This is a genomic window from Amycolatopsis sp. NPDC004772, from assembly GCF_053601215.1.
The window spans coordinates 1-16,855 of sequence record NZ_JBSGBK010000068.1; the positions used below are offsets into that span (position 1 = coordinate 1).

At 72.6% G+C, this 16,855-nt stretch carries 14 protein-coding genes; 6 read left to right on the forward strand and 8 right to left on the reverse strand.

The window, feature by feature from the left end:
* Positions 1-505 precede the first annotated feature (505 nt).
* Positions 506-1,165 carry a transcriptional repressor LexA gene (gene lexA / locus ACWEF6_RS31285; protein WP_167384977.1) on the forward strand — a complete coding sequence of 220 codons (660 nt, stop codon included), beginning with the start codon at positions 506-508 and terminating at the stop codon, positions 1,163-1,165.
* A 257-nt stretch (positions 1,166-1,422) separates the two neighbouring features.
* Here lexA and ACWEF6_RS31290 read toward each other — a convergent pair whose 3' ends face one another.
* Genes ACWEF6_RS31290 through ACWEF6_RS31300 form a run of 3 tightly spaced genes read right to left on the reverse strand, consistent with a single transcriptional unit; the run spans position 1,423 to position 4,468 of the window.
* On the reverse strand, positions 1,423-2,427 hold the full coding sequence (locus ACWEF6_RS31290; RefSeq protein ID WP_449686235.1) for an esterase-like activity of phytase family protein: 1,005 nt from the start codon (positions 2,425-2,427) through the stop codon (positions 1,423-1,425).
* Between the two features lie 52 nt (positions 2,428-2,479).
* Positions 2,480-3,922, reverse strand: a complete 1,443-nt coding sequence (gene hflX, locus ACWEF6_RS31295; RefSeq protein ID WP_310976394.1) for a GTPase HflX — start codon at positions 3,920-3,922, stop codon at positions 2,480-2,482.
* Positions 3,923-3,964: 42 nt separating this feature from the next.
* Positions 3,965-4,468, reverse strand: coding sequence for an ArsR/SmtB family transcription factor (locus ACWEF6_RS31300; RefSeq protein ID WP_449686236.1), 504 nt, complete (start codon positions 4,466-4,468; stop codon positions 3,965-3,967).
* A gap of 63 nt (positions 4,469-4,531) precedes the next feature.
* Here ACWEF6_RS31300 and ACWEF6_RS31305 point away from each other — a divergent pair, with 63 nt between their 5' ends.
* Genes ACWEF6_RS31305 through ACWEF6_RS31315 form a run of 3 tightly spaced genes read left to right on the forward strand, consistent with a single transcriptional unit; the run spans position 4,532 to position 9,188 of the window.
* Positions 4,532-5,785 (forward strand): MFS transporter, encoded by a 1,254-nt coding sequence (locus ACWEF6_RS31305; protein ID WP_449686237.1) that lies wholly within the window; start codon positions 4,532-4,534, stop codon positions 5,783-5,785.
* 9 nt (positions 5,786-5,794) lie between these two features.
* The gene (gene valS, locus ACWEF6_RS31310; protein ID WP_449686238.1) at positions 5,795-8,308 is read left to right on the forward strand and encodes a valine--tRNA ligase; all 2,514 of its coding nucleotides are present in this window, start codon (positions 5,795-5,797) and stop codon (positions 8,306-8,308) included.
* Positions 8,301-9,188, forward strand: a complete 888-nt coding sequence (locus ACWEF6_RS31315) for an aminoglycoside phosphotransferase family protein (RefSeq protein WP_449686239.1) — start codon at positions 8,301-8,303, stop codon at positions 9,186-9,188. The genes valS and ACWEF6_RS31315 overlap by 8 nt, the downstream gene beginning before the upstream one ends.
* 4 nt (positions 9,189-9,192) lie before the next feature.
* Here the strand turns inward: ACWEF6_RS31315 and dapF are convergent, their stop codons facing one another.
* Together dapF and miaA are read right to left on the reverse strand one after the other, a co-directional pair.
* Positions 9,193-10,020, reverse strand: a complete 828-nt coding sequence (gene dapF / locus ACWEF6_RS31320) for a diaminopimelate epimerase (RefSeq protein ID WP_449686240.1) — start codon at positions 10,018-10,020, stop codon at positions 9,193-9,195.
* A 9-nt stretch (positions 10,021-10,029) separates the two neighbouring features.
* Positions 10,030-10,941: a tRNA (adenosine(37)-N6)-dimethylallyltransferase MiaA gene (miaA, locus tag ACWEF6_RS31325; RefSeq protein WP_449686241.1), complete on the reverse strand. Its 912-nt coding sequence runs from the start codon at positions 10,939-10,941 to the stop codon at positions 10,030-10,032.
* A 217-nt stretch (positions 10,942-11,158) separates the two neighbouring features.
* Between miaA and ACWEF6_RS31330 the strand changes: the two genes are divergently transcribed.
* Complete coding sequence (locus tag ACWEF6_RS31330) at positions 11,159-12,472, forward strand: DUF349 domain-containing protein (RefSeq protein ID WP_449686242.1); 1,314 nt, start codon at positions 11,159-11,161, stop codon at positions 12,470-12,472.
* A 156-nt stretch (positions 12,473-12,628) separates the two neighbouring features.
* The gene (locus ACWEF6_RS31335) at positions 12,629-13,054 is read left to right on the forward strand and encodes a hypothetical protein (RefSeq protein WP_449686243.1); all 426 of its coding nucleotides are present in this window, start codon (positions 12,629-12,631) and stop codon (positions 13,052-13,054) included.
* A gap of 19 nt (positions 13,055-13,073) precedes the next feature.
* Here the strand turns inward: ACWEF6_RS31335 and ACWEF6_RS31340 are convergent, their stop codons facing one another.
* The 3 genes from ACWEF6_RS31340 to ACWEF6_RS31350 form a co-directional block, all read right to left on the reverse strand.
* Positions 13,074-13,547: an Rv2732c family membrane protein gene (locus tag ACWEF6_RS31340; RefSeq protein ID WP_449686244.1), complete on the reverse strand. Its 474-nt coding sequence runs from the start codon at positions 13,545-13,547 to the stop codon at positions 13,074-13,076.
* On the reverse strand, positions 13,544-15,037 hold the full coding sequence (gene miaB / locus ACWEF6_RS31345; RefSeq protein ID WP_449686245.1) for a tRNA (N6-isopentenyl adenosine(37)-C2)-methylthiotransferase MiaB: 1,494 nt from the start codon (positions 15,035-15,037) through the stop codon (positions 13,544-13,546). Before miaB ends, ACWEF6_RS31340 begins: the two co-directional genes overlap by 4 nt.
* 644 nt (positions 15,038-15,681) lie before the next feature.
* A complete protein-coding gene (locus tag ACWEF6_RS31350) occupies positions 15,682-16,794 on the reverse strand; it encodes an FAD-dependent oxidoreductase (protein ID WP_449686246.1) in 1,113 nt (370 codons plus the stop codon).
* Between the last annotated feature and the right edge of the window lie 61 nt (positions 16,795-16,855).

Sequence of the window (16,855 nt, forward strand, 5' to 3'; positions counted from 1 at the left end):
CGGGCGCCGGCCCGCCACGACCCGCGCGCGCGTCGGCGGGCGGTGCACCTCGCCGCGGCGCCCGCGCAGGACGCGCACGGGACGGAGGGGCGCCGGGACCGGGGTCGCCGGGCGAACGTGTCCGCGTTCGGCCAGAATGGACATCCGAACCTCCTCGAAACCCTGATGTCCGCCCGTTTCCGGGGCCGGGAGCGGCCCGTGGATCAAGGTCGAACAGGCGTTCTATCGAACGCCCGTGCGAAGGTCTACCACCTGCCACCGACAAAATCGAGCGGACACGGCGTGTCGATCGAACAGATGTTTGAAATCGTCGTGCCCGGGGGCTAACGTCGGTGACCAGGGCATCTGCCGGGCAGATGCCGCCGGCGAGCCTGCCCGCAACCCCGCGGGCGGCGGCCGGCGCGCAGATACGTGCAGCGAACGTCTGGGAGGCGACGCAGTGGCGAAGGAGAACAAGGCGGGCAGGACCAGCGGGTCCCCCGGCGGCTCGGGCAAGGTGCACGCCATGCCCGAGGTGTACGACGTGGACGAGACCCTCACCGTCCGCCAGCAGCAGGTGCTCGACGTGATCCGCACGTGGGTGAGCCGGTTCGGCTACCCGCCGAGCGTCCGCGAGATCGGCGAGGCGGTCGGGCTGACGTCGACGTCGTCGGTCTCGCACCAGCTGCGCGCGCTGCAGCGCAAGGGCTACCTGCGCCGGGACGCGAACCGTCCGCGCGCGGTCGGCGTGCTCGCGGCGACCGACGACAACCCCATGGGCATCGAGATGGACCAGCAGCCGGTCATGCCGAAGGCGGCGTACGTGCCGCTGGTCGGCCGGATCGCCGCCGGTGGCCCGGTGCTGGCCGAGCAGGCCATCGAGGACGTCTTCCCGCTGCCGCGGGAGATCGTCGGCGAGGGCGAGCTGTTCCTGCTGAAGGTCACCGGTGACTCGATGGTCGACGCGGCCATCACCGACGGCGACTGGGTCGTGGTCCGCCAGCAGCCGGACGCGGACAACGGCGAGATCGTCGCGGCGATGATCGACGGCGAGGCCACGGTCAAGACGTTCAAGCGCAAGGGCGGCCACATCTGGCTGATGCCGCACAACGAGGCGTACGAGCCGATCCCCGGCGACGACGCCACGGTGCTCGGCAAGGTCGTGGCGGTGCTCCGCCGCCTCTAGGAACTGGCTTCCGGGCTTTCGCACGGCCCGGGAGATTCACCGGATCGGATGATCTTCGGCCGTGGGGAGCCGAACCAGCCGAGACCGACCATGGCGACCGTGATCCCGGCGGCAGGCAGGACGGGGAGCCCGGCCCCGTCCTCCGCCGAGCCGGACGACGCGCTCGTGCCGGTCAAGGTCGTTCCCTCCGCCGGTGCGACGGACTGCGCGGCCAGTGCCGCCGCGCCCCGCACCGCGCGGAGGGGCTCGCCCGCCGCTCAGCCTCGGCGGCGACGCAGCCTGCTGAACCCGAACCAGCCCAAGCCCGCCACCGCCACCGCGATTCCCGCTGCCGGGAGGATCGGCACTCCGCCGCCGTCCGAAGATCCGCCGCCGGCCGTGCTCGATGCCGGGGTTCCGTCCGACGCCGGCGCTGCCGAAGCAGCCAACGCCGCCGCGCCCTTCACCGTGCGCAGCGGCTGGCCCACTCCTTCACTTCCCGAAATCAGCGTGCCGTCCGGGTCGAACGCGATCGACTCGCCCTGCTTCTCCCCCGGCAACGGGATTCGCACCGGGTTGCGCTGCAGGGCCGCCAGGACGTCGCCGTCCGGGGCCGCGTACACGTACGCGTCCGTGTACGTCCTCAAGGCCACCGCGCTGCCGTCGGCCATCGAGGCTCCGCCCGTCACCAGGACCGAGCCGATCGAACCGACCGGGCCGCCCTGGGTGTCCGTGGTGGCGATCTTCACCGTTCCGACCTTCTCCAGCGTGGTCGGGCCCGGGCTCGCCAGCGGCCCCGACGGCCGGTAGACCCGGGCCTCGCCGAGGATGTCCTTGGTGATCAGGTACGGCGTGCCCGCCTTGTCCATGATCAGCGCTTCGGTGTCGTGCTGGCCGTCCGGGTAAGTGAGCCGGTGCAGGGTCACCTTGCCCTGCGGGTTCATCTCCAGCAGGGCGACCGTCAGCCGGCCCTTCTTGTTGTCGCCGGTGTCGGACAGCCACAGCGTCCCGTCCGGCGTGCGGGCCAGGTCCTCGACGTCGAACGGGTCGGTCTTGTCCGTGAGGACCTTCTGCACCTTGCAGTCCCGGCCCAGTACGAACACCTGGACCTTGCTGCCGCCGTCGTTGATCGCGTACAGCTTGGAGCCGTCGGAGACCAGGCCGGACAGCTCGCCGATCCGGGAGTCCTTCATCGTGCACAACGGCTCCGGCGCCGGAGCCGCCCAAGCGGGGGCCGCCCCGCCCAGCACGATCGTGAAGACCAGAACGACAGCCCAGCGCACCCAGCCACCTCCGTAGTGTGCGACCACTCCGGTCGCACACTACGGAGACGTGTCAGGCCCTGGTCGAGTTGGTCTCGTACTCGCGCAAAGCCGCCGCGAGGTCCGGGCGGACCCGCACCAGCAGGCGCGTGCCCTCCTCGGCGTGCTCCTCTTCGAGGACCTCGCCGTCCGCGTGCGCCCGCGCGACCAGCTCGCCGCGCGAGTACGGCACGAGGACCTCGACCGTGACCTCCGGCCGCGGCAGGCGGTCGGCGATCACCTCGACGAGCTCCGGGATGCCCGCCCCGGTCCGGGCCGAGACCTGGACCGACCCGGCCAGCGCGTGCCGCAGACGGGCCAGGCTGACCTCGTCGGACGCGTCGGTCTTGTTGATCACCAGCAGTTCCGGCGGGAGCGGCTCCTTGCGCTTGCGCGTGATCTCGCCGAGCACCTCGCGCACCGCGCTGACCTGCTCTTCGGGTGCCGGGTCGGACCCGTCCACCACGTGCACGAGCAGGTCCGCGTCCGCGGCTTCCTCCAGCGTCGAGCGGAACGCGTCCACCAGCTGGTGCGGCAGGTGCCGCACGAACCCGACGGTGTCGGTCAGCGTGTAGCCGCGGCCGTCCGGCGTCTGCGCGCGCCGGGTGGTCGGGTCGAGGGTGGCGAACAGCGCGTCCTCCACCAGCACCCCGGCCCCGGTCAGGGCGTTGAGCAGGCTCGACTTGCCGGCGTTGGTGTAACCGACGATCGCCACGCTGGGCACCTCGTTGGCCAGCCGCCGCCCGCGCTTGGTCTCGCGGATGGTGTCCATGGCCGCGATCTCCCGGCGCAGCTTCGCCACGCGCTTGTTGATCCGCCGCCGGTCGGTCTCGAGCTTGGTCTCACCGGGACCGCGCAGGCCGACGCCGCCGTTCGCGCCACCGGCGCGGCCACCGGCCTGCCGGGACAGCGACGCACCCCACCCGCGCAGCCGCGGGATCAGGTACTGCAGCTGGGCCAGCTCGACCTGCGCCTTGCCTTCCTTGGACCGGGCGTGCTGGGCGAAGATGTCGAGGATCAGGGCGGTCCGGTCGATCACCTTGACCTTGACCTTCTCCTCGAGCTGCCGCAGCTGGCCCGGCGAAAGCTCGCCATCGCAGATCACGGTGTCGGCGCCGGTGGAGCCGACGATGTCCCGCAGCTCCCGCACCTTGCCCGAGCCGATGTAGGTGGCCGGGTCCGGCTTGGTCCGCCGCTGGATGAGGCCTTCGAGGACCTCCGAGCCCGCCGTCTCGGCCAGGCGCGCGAGCTCGGCCAGCGACGCCTCGGACTGCAGGGCCGTGCCCTCGGTCCACACGCCGACCAGCACGACGCGTTCGAGCCGCAGTTGCCGGTATTCGACCTCGGTGACGTCGTCCAGCTCCGTGGACAGCCCCGCGACCCGGCGCAGCGACGCGCGGTCTTCGAGCTCCATCTCGCCGGTCGACGGGTCGTACAGGTCGTCGTCGTGGTCTTCGGTGTGTGTCAGTTCTGTCATCGTGCCTCCATGTTCCCACGATTCGCCGCGGGAACCGAACTTTTACGTGCTGGGATAGGTGGCGAGGTAGATCGCGGTGCGCTCGGCGCCGGGGCGCCGCGGGCGCGCGCGGAACTCCTCGAGCAGGGCGTTGAGCCGCGTTTCCAGCTCTGCCCGCTCCTCGGGGGCCACCTGGACGACGAGGCGCGTCTGGTGCACGCCCTCGAAACCGGTTTTGGCGATCTCGGCCAGATAAGCCTCGAGCATCGCCTGGTCCAAGCCCTTGTCACCGCATGAGTCGAGTGTCCACGAAAGCCCCGTCGAAAGATACGGAATTTCCCGGGCGCCCCGGGTCCCGCGGCGCGGGGGCTGCGCGGCGAGGAAGCCGGTGTCGACGAGTTTGCGCACGTGGTGCAGGGTCGTCGCGGGGTCCCGGCCCAGCCTTTCGGCCAGCTCCTTGTTCGTCAGCGCCTCCGAAAAGGTCAACCGGATGATGCGCAGCCGTATTCCGGAGGCCAGCGCGGCGGCCTCGGCTTCGGTGGCGGCACGTCGTTGCTCAGGGGACACGCGCACAGCTTAGAGCGAACAGTGATTGACACTTTCCAATCACTCGGGCCAGACTCGGGAGCCATGCATAGGGGGTCACTCTTCCGCCACGCGGACTTCCGGCGGCTCTGGGCCGGCGACACGGCCAGCCAGTTCGGCACCGCCGTCGGGTACACCGCGATTCCGCTGCTCGCGGCCGTGACGCTGGCCGCGACGCCGTTCGAGATGGGGCTGCTGACCGCGGCCGAAACGCTCGCGTTCCTGCTGATCGGGCTGCCCGCCGGGGTGTGGGTGGACCGGCTGAGCCGCCGCCGGGTCATGCTCACCGCCGACTTCACCCGCTTCGCGCTGCTGCTCACCGTGCCGCTCGCGTGGTGGGCCGGAGTGCTGACGCTCGTCCAGCTCGTGGTGGTGATGCTGTTCGTGGGCATCGCGACGGTGTTCTTCGACGTCGCGTACCAGTCCTACCTGCCGTCGCTCGTGGGGCGGGAGCACCTGCTGGAGGGCAACGCGAAGCTGCAGGCCGTCCAGTCGACCGCGCAGATCGCCGGACCGGGCGCGGCCGGCGTGCTGGTCCAGGTCCTCAACGCGGCGAACACCGTGCTGGTCACCAGCCTCGGCTACCTGACGTCGGCCCTGTTCCTGCTGCGCATCCGCGCGGTCGAACCGGCGCCGGAGCGCGACGGCCACGCCCGGCTGCTCCCGCAGATCACCGAAGGACTGCGGTTCGTGTTCTCCGACAAGCCGCTGCGGGCGACGGTGGGCACGACGGCGACGGCGAACTTCTTCGGCGGCGCGTTCACCGCCGTGTATGTGCTGTTCCTGACCCGGACCGTCGGGCTGGCCCCGGCCGCGGTCGGCGTGCTGCTGGCGGTCGGCGGTGCCGGCGGGATCCTCGGCGCAGTCTGCTCGGGCGCGCTCACCCGCCGGATCGGCCAGGCGCGGTCGATCTGGCTGGTTCCCCTGTGCACCCTCCCCGGCCACCTGCTGCTCCCGCTGGCCGCGCCGGGCTGGCGGCTCGTCCTCGCCGGGTTCGGGTCGGCGCTCGGCTGGTTCGGGATCATCGTCTACAACGTGGCCTCGGTCTCCTACCGGCAGGTGATCTGCCCCGACCGGCTGCTCGGCCGGATGAACGCGAGCGTGCGGTTCGTCGTCTGGGGCACGATCCCGCTCGGCGGCCTGCTGGGCGGCGCGCTCGGCGAAGGGCTCGGGTTGCGCGGCGCGCTGTGGGTGGCCGTGGCCGGCGAGGCCGCGTCGGTGCTGTGGGTGGTCTGCTCGCCCTTGCGGCACATGCGCGACCTGCCGACCGAGGCGAAAACCGGTTCCGCCGCACCCTAGAGTTGCTTCATGAGTACCCCGTACGAACGCCCGCGAGTCCCGGACAAGGTCGGTGTCGACGGTCTGGAGGCCAAGTGGGTACCCGTATGGGAGTCCACCGGCGCCTACCGCTTCGACCGCACCAAGACCCGGGACGAGATCTACTCGATCGACACTCCCCCGCCGACGGTCAGCGGGTCGCTGCACATCGGGCACGTCTTCTCCTACACCCACACCGACGTCCTCGCGCGGTTCCAGCGGATGCGCGGGCGCGAGGTCTTCTACCCGATGGGCTGGGACGACAACGGCCTGCCGACCGAACGCCGGGTGCAGAACCACTTCGGCGTGCGCTGTGACCCGTCGCTGCCCTACGACCCGGGCTTCCGCGCCCCGGAGAAGCCGGGCAAGGACGTGGTCTCGATTTCGCGGCGCAACTTCGTCGAGCTGTGCGAGGCGCTGACCGAGACCGACGAGCAGGTCTTCGAGCAGCTGTGGCGGCAGCTCGGGCTGTCGGTCGACTGGACGATGACCTATCAGACGATCGGGCACGACTCGCGGCTGATCTCGCAGCGCGCGTTCCTGCGCAACCTCGACCGCGGCGAGGCCTACCAGGCCGAAGCGCCGACGCTGTGGGACGTCAGCTTCCGCACCGCCGTCGCCCAGGCCGAACTGGAGGACCGCGAACGCCCGGGTGCGTTCCACGACCTCGCGTTCACCGGCCCGGACGGCGAAGACGTGGTGATCGCGACGACCCGGCCCGAGCTGCTGCCCGCCTGCGTCGCCCTGGTCGCGCACCCGGACGACGAGCGCTTCAAGCCGCTGTTCGGGAAGTCCGTGCGGACGCCGGTGTTCGGCGTCGAGGTGCCCGTCGTGGCGCACCACCTCGCGGATCCGGAAAAGGGCCGCGGGATCGCGATGGTGTGCACCTTCGGCGACACCACCGACGTCACCTGGTGGCGGGAGCTGCGGCTGGCGACGCGGGTGGTGCTGGGCCGCGACGGCCGGTTCCTGCCGGACGCGCCGTCCGGGGTGCCCGCGGAGGTGTACGCGCCGCTGGTGGGCAAGACCGTCCACACGGGACGCGAGATCCTGGTCCGCCTGCTGAGCGAAGCCGGGGCCCTGCACGGGGAACCGCGGCCGATCACGCACTCGGTGAAGTTCTACGAGAAGGGCGACAAGCCCCTGGAGATCGTCGCCAGCCGGCAGTGGTACCTGCGCAACGGCGGGAACGACGCGGCCTTCCGGGAGAAGATGCTCGCCCGCGGCGAAGAACTGACCTGGGTGCCGAAGCACATGCGCGTCCGGTACTCGTCGTGGGTGGAGAACCTGGCCGGGGACTGGCTGATCAGCCGGCAGCGGTTCTTCGGCGTGCCGATCCCGCTGTGGTACCGGCTCGACGACCACGGCGAGCCCGACTACGACGCACGCCTGCTGCCGGACGCGTTGCCGGTGGACCCGAGCAGCGACGTGCCGCCGGGGTTCACCGAGGAGCAGCGCGGTGTCCCGGGCGGGTTCGCCGCCGACCCCGACGTGATGGACACCTGGGCGACGTCGTCGCTGACGCCGCAGATCGTCGGGCGGTGGAGCCTGGACGACGACCTGTTCGCGCGGGTGTTCCCGATGGACCTGCGGCCGCAGGCGCACGAGATCATCCGCACCTGGCTGTTCTCGACGGCGGTGCGCGCGGAACTGGAGCACGGCGTGCTGCCGTGGCGGGCGGCCTCGATCGCGGGCTGGGTGCTCGACCCGGACCGCAAGAAGATGTCGAAGTCCAAGGGCAACGTGACGACGCCGGTGGACCTGCTGGAGCGCTTCGGCTCGGACGCGGTCCGCTACTGGGCGGCGAGTGCGCGGCCCGGCGTCGACACGGCCGTGGACGAAGGCCAGATGAAGGTCGGGCGGCGGCTGGCGACGAAGCTGCTCAACGCGAGCCGGTTCGTCCTCGGCCTCGGTGTGCCTTCGCCGTCCGCGGTGGTCACCGAGCCGCTGGACCGGGCGCTGCTGGCGTCGCTGGCCGTCGTCGTCGAGCAGGCGACCGCGGCCTTGGAGGCGCTGGACTACGCGCGGGCGCTGCAGGTGACCGAGACGTTCTTCTGGACGTTCTGCGACGACTACGTCGAGCTGGTGAAGGGCCGCGCGTACGGCGACAGCGGTCCTTCTGGAGCGGAGTCCGCGCAGGTCGCGCTGGTGACGGCGTTGTCGGCGGTGCTGCGGCTGTTCGCGCCGTTCCTGCCGTTCGCGACCGAGGAGGTCTGGTCGTGGTGGCAGGGGGGTTCGGTGCACCGGGCCGCCTGGCCGGCCGCGACGCCGTCCGACGGCGACCCGGAGCTGCTGGCGCTGGCGAGCCAGGTGATCGCCGCGGTGCGCCGGGCGAAGACGGACGCGAAGGTGTCGATGCGGGCGGCCGTCGAGACGCTGACCGTGACCGGCCCGGCCGAGCTGCTGGCGCGGTTCGCGGACGTCCAGTCGGACATCCGGGTCGCGGGTGCCGTCGCCGGCATCACCACGCGCGAAGGCGACTTCGCGGTCGAAGCCAGTGTCTGACGCGCCCCGGGACCTCGGCCCGCTGCCGCGGCGGGTCAGCGTCGGCACCGATCAGGTGCGGCGGCTGATCGATGGCCAGTTCCCGCGGTGGGCCGGGCTCCCGGTCCGGCCGGTGCGGACGAGCGGGTGGGACAACTTCACGTTCCACCTCGGCGACACGATGGTGGTCCGGCTGCCCAGCGCCGCCGAGTACGCGCTGGCCGTCGAGAAGGAGCAGCGGTGGCTGCCGGCGCTCGCGCCCCGGCTGCCGCTGCCGGTCCCGGCCCCGCTGGCGGCGGGGCGTCCCGGGGAGGGCTACCCGTTCGCCTGGTCGGTGTACCGGTGGCTCGACGGCGAACCCGCGACGGCGGACGGGGTGGCCGACCCCGTCCGCTTCGCGCGGGACCTGGCCGGGTTCGTGGCGGCGATGCAGGGCGTCGACGCGACGGACGGCCCGCAGCCGGGGAAGCACAACTGGTTCCGGGGCGCCACCCTGCGCACCTACGACGGGCAGGCCCGGCGCGCGCTGGCGAAGCTGGACGGCGCCGGCGACGCCGGGGCGCTTTGGGAGGCGGCGCTGGCGGCGCCCTGGGACGGCGTGGACCGCTGGTTCCACGGCGACCTGGCCCCGGGCAACCTCCTGCTGCGCGACGGCGAACTGGCGGCCGTCATCGACTTCGGCACCTGCGGGGTCGGCGACCCGGCGTGCGACCTGGCGATCGCCTGGACCCTGCTGACGGCCGACGGCAGGCGGGTGTTCCGCGAACTCCTGTCGGTCGACGACGCCACCTGGACGCGCGGCTGCGGCTGGGCGCTGTGGAAGACGCTCGTCGCCTGTACCCGGGACGGCGAGGAGGCCGCGGAAGGACGTCGCGTCCTCGGCGAAATCCTGGCCGGTTAGGGCGTCACGAACCGGCGGCGGCCCACCAGGCTTCGTCGATCTCGCCGCGGGCCACGATCTCCGCCGGGCCCGACAGCGTGGAGGCGCCGCGGGACACCGTGACCGCGACACGGCCGCCCGGGACGTCCACTGTGGAGGCTCCGGTGTCCGTGCCCGCCAGATGGAAGGCGGCCGCCACCGCGGCGACCGTGCCGGTGCCGCACGCGCGCGTCTCCCCCACGCCGCGCTCGTGCACGCGCATCCGCAGCGCGCCCTCGCCGAGGTAGTTGATGAATTCGAGGTTCACGCCGTTGGGAAACACGTCGTGGTCGAAATCCGGCTGGTCGCGCAGGTCGAGGCCGGCCACGTCGTCGTCGAGCAGCGAGACCAGGTGCGGGTTGCCGACGTCGACCGCGACGCCGGAGAACGGGCGGCCGGCCACCACCGTGACCGACGTGCCGGTGATCGTCGCCGGTCCCATCCGGACGGTCACCGAGCGATCCGGGTGCACCACGACCGGGCGATCACCCGCGCGGGTGCCGACGACGAACTCGCCTTCGGCCGCCAGGCCGGCGTCGACCAGGTAGCGGGCGAACACGCGCACGCCGTTGCCGCACATCTCCGCGATCGAACCGTCGGCGTTGCGGTAGTCCATGAACCACTCGCCCGCGGACGGTTCGCCGATCGCCGCGGCGCGCACGACGCGCAGCACGCCGTCCGCCCCGAGACCTCGCCGGCGGTCGCACAACGCGGCGACCCTGGCTTCGGTCAGCTCGAGGCGGCCCGCCGGATCGGGGAGCAGCACGAAGTCGTTCTGCGTGCCGTGCCCCTTGAGGAACTCGATTCCGCCCATGGGGCCAGATTACCGGCCCAGGGTATCCAGGACGCGCGCGGCCAGCCCCGGATCGGCGCCGTCGAACCAGTGGATCCGCTGGTCGCGCCGGAACCAGGAACGTTGCTTGCGGACGAAGCGCCGGGTGGCCTGCGCCGTGGCCGCGGCGGCCGCCTCGAAGTCGCCGTCGCCGTCCAGTGCGGCGAGCACCTGCTGGTAGCCGAGCGCCCGCGACGCCGTCTTCCCCTCGCGCAGGCCCCGCTTTTCGAGCTCGCGGACCTCGTCGACCAGCCCGGCCTCGAACATCCGCACCACGCGCTCGTTCACCCGCTCGTCGAGCTCCTCGGGCGCGCGATCGACGCCGAGCACGACCGTGCCGTAGCGGGCGGGCCCCGGCGCCGGCAGGTTCGCAGAGAACGGCTCGCCGGTGATCTCGATGACCTCCAGGGCGCGCACGATCCGGCGGGTGTTGGTCGGCAGGATCTTGGCCGCGGCGACCGGATCGCGCTCACCCAGCCGGGTGTACAACGCGGGGGTGCCGAGTTCTTCCGCCTCCGCGTCGAGCCGGGCCCGGACGGCCGGGTCGGTGCCGGGGAACCGCAGGTCGTCGAGCACGGCCTGGACGTAGAGACCGGACCCGCCGGCCAGCACCGGGACCGTCCCGGCCGCCAGCAGCCGCTCGATCTCGGCCCGCGCGTGCCGCTGGTAGGCCGCGACGGACGCCGTCTCGGTCACGGCCAGGACGTCGAGCAGGTGGTGGGGGACGCCGCGGCGCTCGGCCTCGGTGGCCTTGGCGGTGCCGATGTCCATGCCCCGGTAGAGCTGCATCGCGTCGGCGTTGACGACTTCGCCGCCGAGCTCGCGGGCCAGGTCTACGGCCAGCGCGGTCTTCCCGGTGGCCGTCGGCCCGACCACCGCGAGCGGGACGACGGGGCTGTTCACGGCGGCTGACGATACCTGCGGGCCGATCGAGAGCGTCCACCGGAAGTAGGATCACGAGCTTCAGGTGGCCCATCCAGTACCACGGTGCGCGCTGAGCTGCTTGAATGCCGCGTGGGGCCGTAGCATCCGAGCACGGCCCGTGACGACCGCATTACCCGGCCCCGCTTCGCGGCGGGGCGCCCGCACCCGCGGGCGTACAGGCGATAAGGAGCCTGCGATGGCCCAGGAGAACACTTCCACCGGTACCCCGGCCCCGCACCCGGTGCCGCACGCGCTGCACGCCGGGCACGCCGCCCCGCCCGTGCCGCCCGCCGAACCCACCCCGTCGACCTGGGGCCGGATCGACGACGAGGGCACCGTCTACGTCGTCACCGCCGAGGGCGAGCGCGCCGTCGGCGTCTGGCAGGCCGGCAGCCCCGACGAGGGCTTGGTGCACTACGCACGCCGGTTCGACGACGTGCGCACCGAGGTCGAGCTGCTGGAGACCCGGCTGATCTCCGGGGCCGGCGACCCGAAGCACGCGCTGTCGAGCGCCACCCAGATCCGCGACGGCCTGGCCGAGGCGGCCGTGGTCGGCGACCTGGCCGCGCTCGCCGCGCGGCTGGAGTACGTCATCGGGCACGCCGAGAAGGCGCTGGCCAGCGCGAAGGCGGAGCGCGAGGAGGCGCGGGCGGCCGCGGTCGCGCGCAAGCAGGCGCTGGCCGAGGAGGCCGAGAAGATCGCGGCCGACTCCACCCAGTGGAAGGCGGCGGGCGACCGGCTGCGCGCGATCCTGGACGAGTGGAAGACGGTCAAGGGCGTCGACCGCAAGACCGACGACGAGCTGTGGAAGCGGTTCTCGAAGGCTCGCGAGGCGTTCAACCGCCGCCGCGGCTCGCACTTCGCCGAGCTGGACAAGCAGCGCGCGTCGGCCAAGCAGCGCAAGGAAGAGCTCATCGCCGAGGCCGAGGCCATCAGCGAGTCCGAGGACTGGGGCGAGACGGCGGGCCGCTACAAGGACCTGATGACCGAGTGGAAGGCGGCGGGCCGCGCGCCGAAGGACAGCGACGAGGCGCTGTGGCAGCGGTTCCGCGCGGCGCAGGACAAGTTCTTCGCCCGCCGGTCCGCGGTGTTCTCCGAGCGCGACGCGGAGTTCGGCGCGAACGCCGCCCGCAAGGAAGAGCTGCTGGTCGAGGCCGAGAAGATCGACGCGGCGGCCAACCTGGAGGCGGCGAAGAGCGCGCTGCGGCGGATCCAGGAGCAGTGGGACGAGATCGGCAAGGTCCCCCGCGAGCGCATCCGCGAGCTGGACGGCCGGCTGAAGGCGGTCCAGGACGCGGTCAAGGCGGCGGAGGACTCGCGGTGGCGCCGGACGGACCCGGAGGCCCAGGCCCGCGCGGCCCAGTTCCGCGAGCGGGTCGAGCAGTTCGAGTCGCAGGCGGCGAAGGCGCGTGCGGCCGGGGACGAGCGCCGGGCCAAGAAGGCCGACGAGCAGGCCGCGCAGTGGCGTGAGTGGCTGCAGGCCGCGGAGGCGGCGGTCGCCGACCGCTGAAGTCGCCGAAGGCCGCATCCGGGGGCGTCCCCCGGATGCGGCCTTCGTGGCGTTCACGGCGCTGCCGGCAAGCGGAAGCACCCGAAGAGGTCCGGTCGGCGCCCCGACCGGGGGTCACCGCGCGCCGCGCTCCGCTCCCGGTGCTCCACTCGGCTCATGATCAGGACACCGCGCAGGATCCTCACCGCTCTGGCCGTCACCCTCGCCCTCGCCGGGCCGGCGCTCGCGGCCCCGGCCGCTCCCCTGGCCGCGGCCACCGAAGCCGGCAAGGGCAAGGTGAAAGTCGAGGGCAAGCTGGGCAAGGACCACGTCGAGGTCGGCGAGAAGGTCGATCTCAAGGGCAACCTGAAGGTGCTCGACGCCGCCCGCTCCGAAGGGAGCGTCGAGACCGTCGTCGTGCAGCAGCTGCAGGCCGGGGCCTGGGTGAACATCGCCGACACGACCTGCCGGCCCAACGGCGGGTTCTCGCTCCGCCTCAGCTTCAGCCTGAGCGCCACCGTCTCGCTGCGGCTCTACCACCCCGAGACCACGCTGTACGCCGCCGCCTACTCGGCCGGCACGCTCACCCTGCGCGTCGGCTGAGCCTGGTCCCCACCGGTGCTCAGGTGCGCGAGAACGCCGTGCGCATCCAGGAGACCGCCAGGCAGATCATCGCGATCCAGGCGATCACCATGCCGATCCCCGGGCCGCCGCCCGCGGAGCCCGGCGCGTGGGACGACTGCTGGGACCAGATGGCCAGCAGCCCGTCCACCGAGGCGAACCAGCCGCCCGCCGCGCAGACCCAGGACAGCCACCAGCGGCGCGTCACCAGGGCCAGCGCCGAAGCCAGGATGCCGACCCCCGTCGACGTCGCCGCGAACAGCTGCGGGATGCCGCCGCCCTCGCCGGCCAGCACCTGCCAGCCCGCGTGGTCGCCGACCCACGGGAGGATCTGGCAGATCAGGAGCACGAAGGTGAACACCGCGATGGTGAACCCGCGGCGGCCCAGCTCCACCGTGCGGGACGCCCGCGCACCCGCTTCGTCGATCTCGGCCGCCAGCTCGGCCAGCTCGCCGTTGCCTCGCGACTCGGTCACAGCGCACACCCACTCACCGGTTCGGGCTGGGCGGCCGGGGCACCGAAGCCCGGCAGGCCCAGCGTGACACCGCTCGTCTTCGGCCGCAGCCCGGCCTCCGCGTTGTCGCCCGCCCGCGTCCGCCGGTGGGACAGCAGGTCGCCGTCGGCCACCAGGTGGTGCGGGGCGCCGTAGGTGACGACCGTCTCGACGACGTCGCCCGGGCGGACCGCGCGGTCGACGTGGGCGCCGGTCGGCGTGAAGTGCACCAGGCGCCCGTCGCGGGCGCGGCCGCTCATCCGCTGCGTCTCGGCGTCCTTGCGGCCCTCGCCCGCGGCGACCAGCAGCTCGACCGTGCGGCCGACGATCTTCTTGTTCTCTTCCCAGGAGATCGCGTTCTGCAGCTCGACCAGCCGGTCGTAGCGCTCCTGCACGACCTCCTTGGGCAGCTGGCCCGCCATCGTCGCGGCCGGCGTGCCGGGGCGCTTCGAGTACTGGAAGGTGAACGCGCTGGAGAAGCGGGCCTGCGCCACGACGTCCAGGGTCGCCTGGAAGTCCTCCTCGGTCTCGCCGGGGAAGCCGACGATGATGTCGGTGGTGATCGCGGCGTCCGGCATGGCCGCGCGGACCTCGTCGAGGATGTTCAGGAAACGCGCCGAGCGGTAGGAGCGCTTCATTTCGCGCAGCACCCGGTCGGAGCCGGACTGCAGCGGCATGTGCAGCTGGTGGCAGACGTTCGGGGTCGCGGCCATGGCGTCGATGACGTCGGAGGTGAACGCCGCCGGGTGCGGCGAGGTGAACCGGACGCGCTCGAGGCCGTCGACGGTCCCGCAGGCGCGCAGCAGCTTGCCGAACGCCAGCCTGTCGCCGAATTCGACGCCGTAGGAGTTGACGTTCTGGCCGAGCAAAGTGACCTCGAGCACGCCCTCCGCGACGAGCGCCTCGACCTCGGCGAGGATCTCGCCGGGCCGCCGGTCGCGTTCCTTGCCGCGCAGGGCCGGGACGATGCAGAAGGTGCAGGTGTTGTTGCAGCCGACCGAAACGGACACCCAGCTCGCGTAGGACGACTCCCGCCGCGCGGGCAGCGTCGAGGGGAAGGTTTCGAGCGATTCGAGGATCTCGACCTCGGCCTCGGCGTTGTGCCGGGCGCGTTCGAGCAGCGTGGGCAGCGACCCGATGTTGTGCGTCCCGAACACGACGTCGACCCACGGCGCCCGCTTGACGATCTCCCCGCGGTCCTTCTGGGCGAGACACCCGCCGACGGCGATCTGCAGCTCGGGGTTGGCGACCTTGTCCGGGCGCAGGTGCCCGAGGGTGCCGTACAGCTTGTTGTCCGCGTTTTCCCGCACGGCGCAGGTGTTGAACACGATCAGGTCAGGCTTGGCCCCGGCGGTGGCCGGCACGTAGCCCGCGTCCTCGAGCTGCCCGGCGAGGCGCTCGGAGTCGTGCACGTTCATCTGGCAGCCGAAGGTGCGGATCTGGTACGCCCTGGGTGCCTGGTTCTCGGTCATCGGCCTCCAGGGTAGACCGGCCGCCGCCTGCGGTTCCGCGGTGCCCTGGGTCGCGCGGACGGGGCGGCCGGGTCTCGTGTGCGGAGGTACCGGGCAGCGGCGTGCTGTTCGCCGCGCGGCCCAACCGGGCCGGGCCGGGTCGGGCTCGGCTGGGCGGGCCGGGCCGGGCCCGGCCGGGCCGGGTTGGGTTGGGTGGGGTTGGGTTTGGGTTTGGCGGGCCGGGTCGGGCTCGGCTGGCGGACCGGGCTCGGCTGGGCGGTCTGGGCCGGGCGGCGCGGACTTGGGTTGGGCGGGGCCGGGCTGCGTTTGACGGGCGGGCGGGGTGGCCCGGGCGGGGTGGCCCGGGCGGGCTTCGGTTGGGCTCGACCGGGCGGGCCGGGTCGGTTTGAGCTCGGCTGGGCCGGGCAGCGCGGACTCGAGGTGGGCGGGACCGGGCTCGGTTTGGCGGACGGGCGGGGGTGGGCCGGGCGGGTCCGTTTGGCCTCGACCGGGCGGGCCAGGCCGGGTTGGGCTCGGCTGGGCCGGACGGCGCGGACTCGGTTGGGCTGCGTTCGGCAAGTGTGCGCCTTGGGCTCGGCTGAACCGGACCGGCTCGGCTGAACCGGAACCCCGGGCGAGGTCGGCTCGGCGGGCATGGGCGCCCCTCACCCCGGCTGGAAGAACTCGAGCAACCGCCGGCCGGCGTCCGGGGACATCAGGAGCTCCTGCATGTCCGCCGACATGCGGGCCGCCGCGCTGGTGCGGTCGAACATCTCCCGCTCGTACTCCGCCACCGCCGTGGGGACATCGTCCGGGTGCTCCGCCAGCGCCAGCCCCAGGACTGCGCCGTCCAGGAGGGCCATGTTCGCCCCCTCGCCCACCGGGGGCATCAGGTGCGCCGCGTCGCCGACGAGGGTCACGCTCGGGTTCGATGGCCACGTCAAGCCGACCGGGAGGCTGGCGAGGGGGCGGGGGGCCACCGTGTCGTCGGAGGCTGCGGCGATCAGGGCCGTGATGCGGGGGTCCCACCCGGCCAGGAGCTCGATCAAGCGCGCCCGGACCGCCGGTGGGTCGTCGAAGCGGATGCCGCTCTCCGCGAACCAGTCTTCACCCGTGTTGTAGAAGCTGACGCCGATGCGGACGCAGCCGTCGCCGTTGCGTTGGGCCGACAGGGATTTCCCCTCGCCGAACACCCAGTAATTGCCTCGGCCGACCATCGCCGCCAAGTCCGGATAGGTGCGGTCGATGTCCGGGATGGCCAGCTCGACCGCGTTCTGGCCGAGGTGCACCGGGCGGGCGTCGGTCAGCAACGCCCTCACGCGGGAGTTCGCGCCGTCCGCGCCCACCAGCAGGTCGTAGTCCGCACTCGTGCCGTCCGCGAAATGCACGACACCGTCTTCCGCGTGGTCGTACGCGCGACCCCACCGGACCATCCCCGGCGGGAGGGCGTCGAGCAGGAGGTTGCGCAGGTCCGTGCGGTCGATCTCCGGCCGCACGGGTGGCGCGTCGTCCGGGGTGTCCTCCTGCAGCAGCAGCGTGCCGTCCGGTTCCAGGAGGCGCATGTCCTGCCCCTCCCCGCGGGCCACGGACAGGAACTTCTCGAGCAGGCCCGCTTCGCGCAGCGCCCGCTGGCCGGAATGGATGTCGAGCATGCCGCCCTGGTGGCGGGCGTCACGCGCCGCATCGCGTTCGTACACGACGGCCTCGACGCCGTGCACGTGCAACACGCGGGCGAGCGCCAGGCCGCCCATGCCGGCTCCCACGATCGCGATGGTCATGACTCCCCTCCGATACGCCGTACGTCTCGATACACTGTATCGCGGCGGGCGCTGTACTGTC

Excerpts from the sequence above, each read along its gene's own strand:
- lexA (WP_167384977.1), top strand. The coding sequence starts at position 506 with ATGCCCGAGGTGTACGACGTGGACGAGACCCTCACCGTCCGCCAGCAG.
- hflX (WP_310976394.1), bottom strand. The coding sequence starts at position 3,922 with ATGACAGAACTGACACACACCGAAGACCACGACGACGACCTGTACGAC.
- ACWEF6_RS31305 (WP_449686237.1), top strand. The coding sequence starts at position 4,532 with ATGCATAGGGGGTCACTCTTCCGCCACGCGGACTTCCGGCGGCTCTGG.
- valS (WP_449686238.1), top strand. The coding sequence starts at position 5,795 with ATGAGTACCCCGTACGAACGCCCGCGAGTCCCGGACAAGGTCGGTGTC.
- dapF (WP_449686240.1), bottom strand. The coding sequence starts at position 10,020 with ATGGGCGGAATCGAGTTCCTCAAGGGGCACGGCACGCAGAACGACTTC.
- ACWEF6_RS31330 (WP_449686242.1), top strand. The coding sequence starts at position 11,159 with ATGGCCCAGGAGAACACTTCCACCGGTACCCCGGCCCCGCACCCGGTG.
- ACWEF6_RS31335 (WP_449686243.1), top strand. The coding sequence starts at position 12,629 with ATGATCAGGACACCGCGCAGGATCCTCACCGCTCTGGCCGTCACCCTC.
- miaB (WP_449686245.1), bottom strand. The coding sequence starts at position 15,037 with ATGACCGAGAACCAGGCACCCAGGGCGTACCAGATCCGCACCTTCGGC.
- ACWEF6_RS31350 (WP_449686246.1), bottom strand. The coding sequence starts at position 16,794 with ATGACCATCGCGATCGTGGGAGCCGGCATGGGCGGCCTGGCGCTCGCC.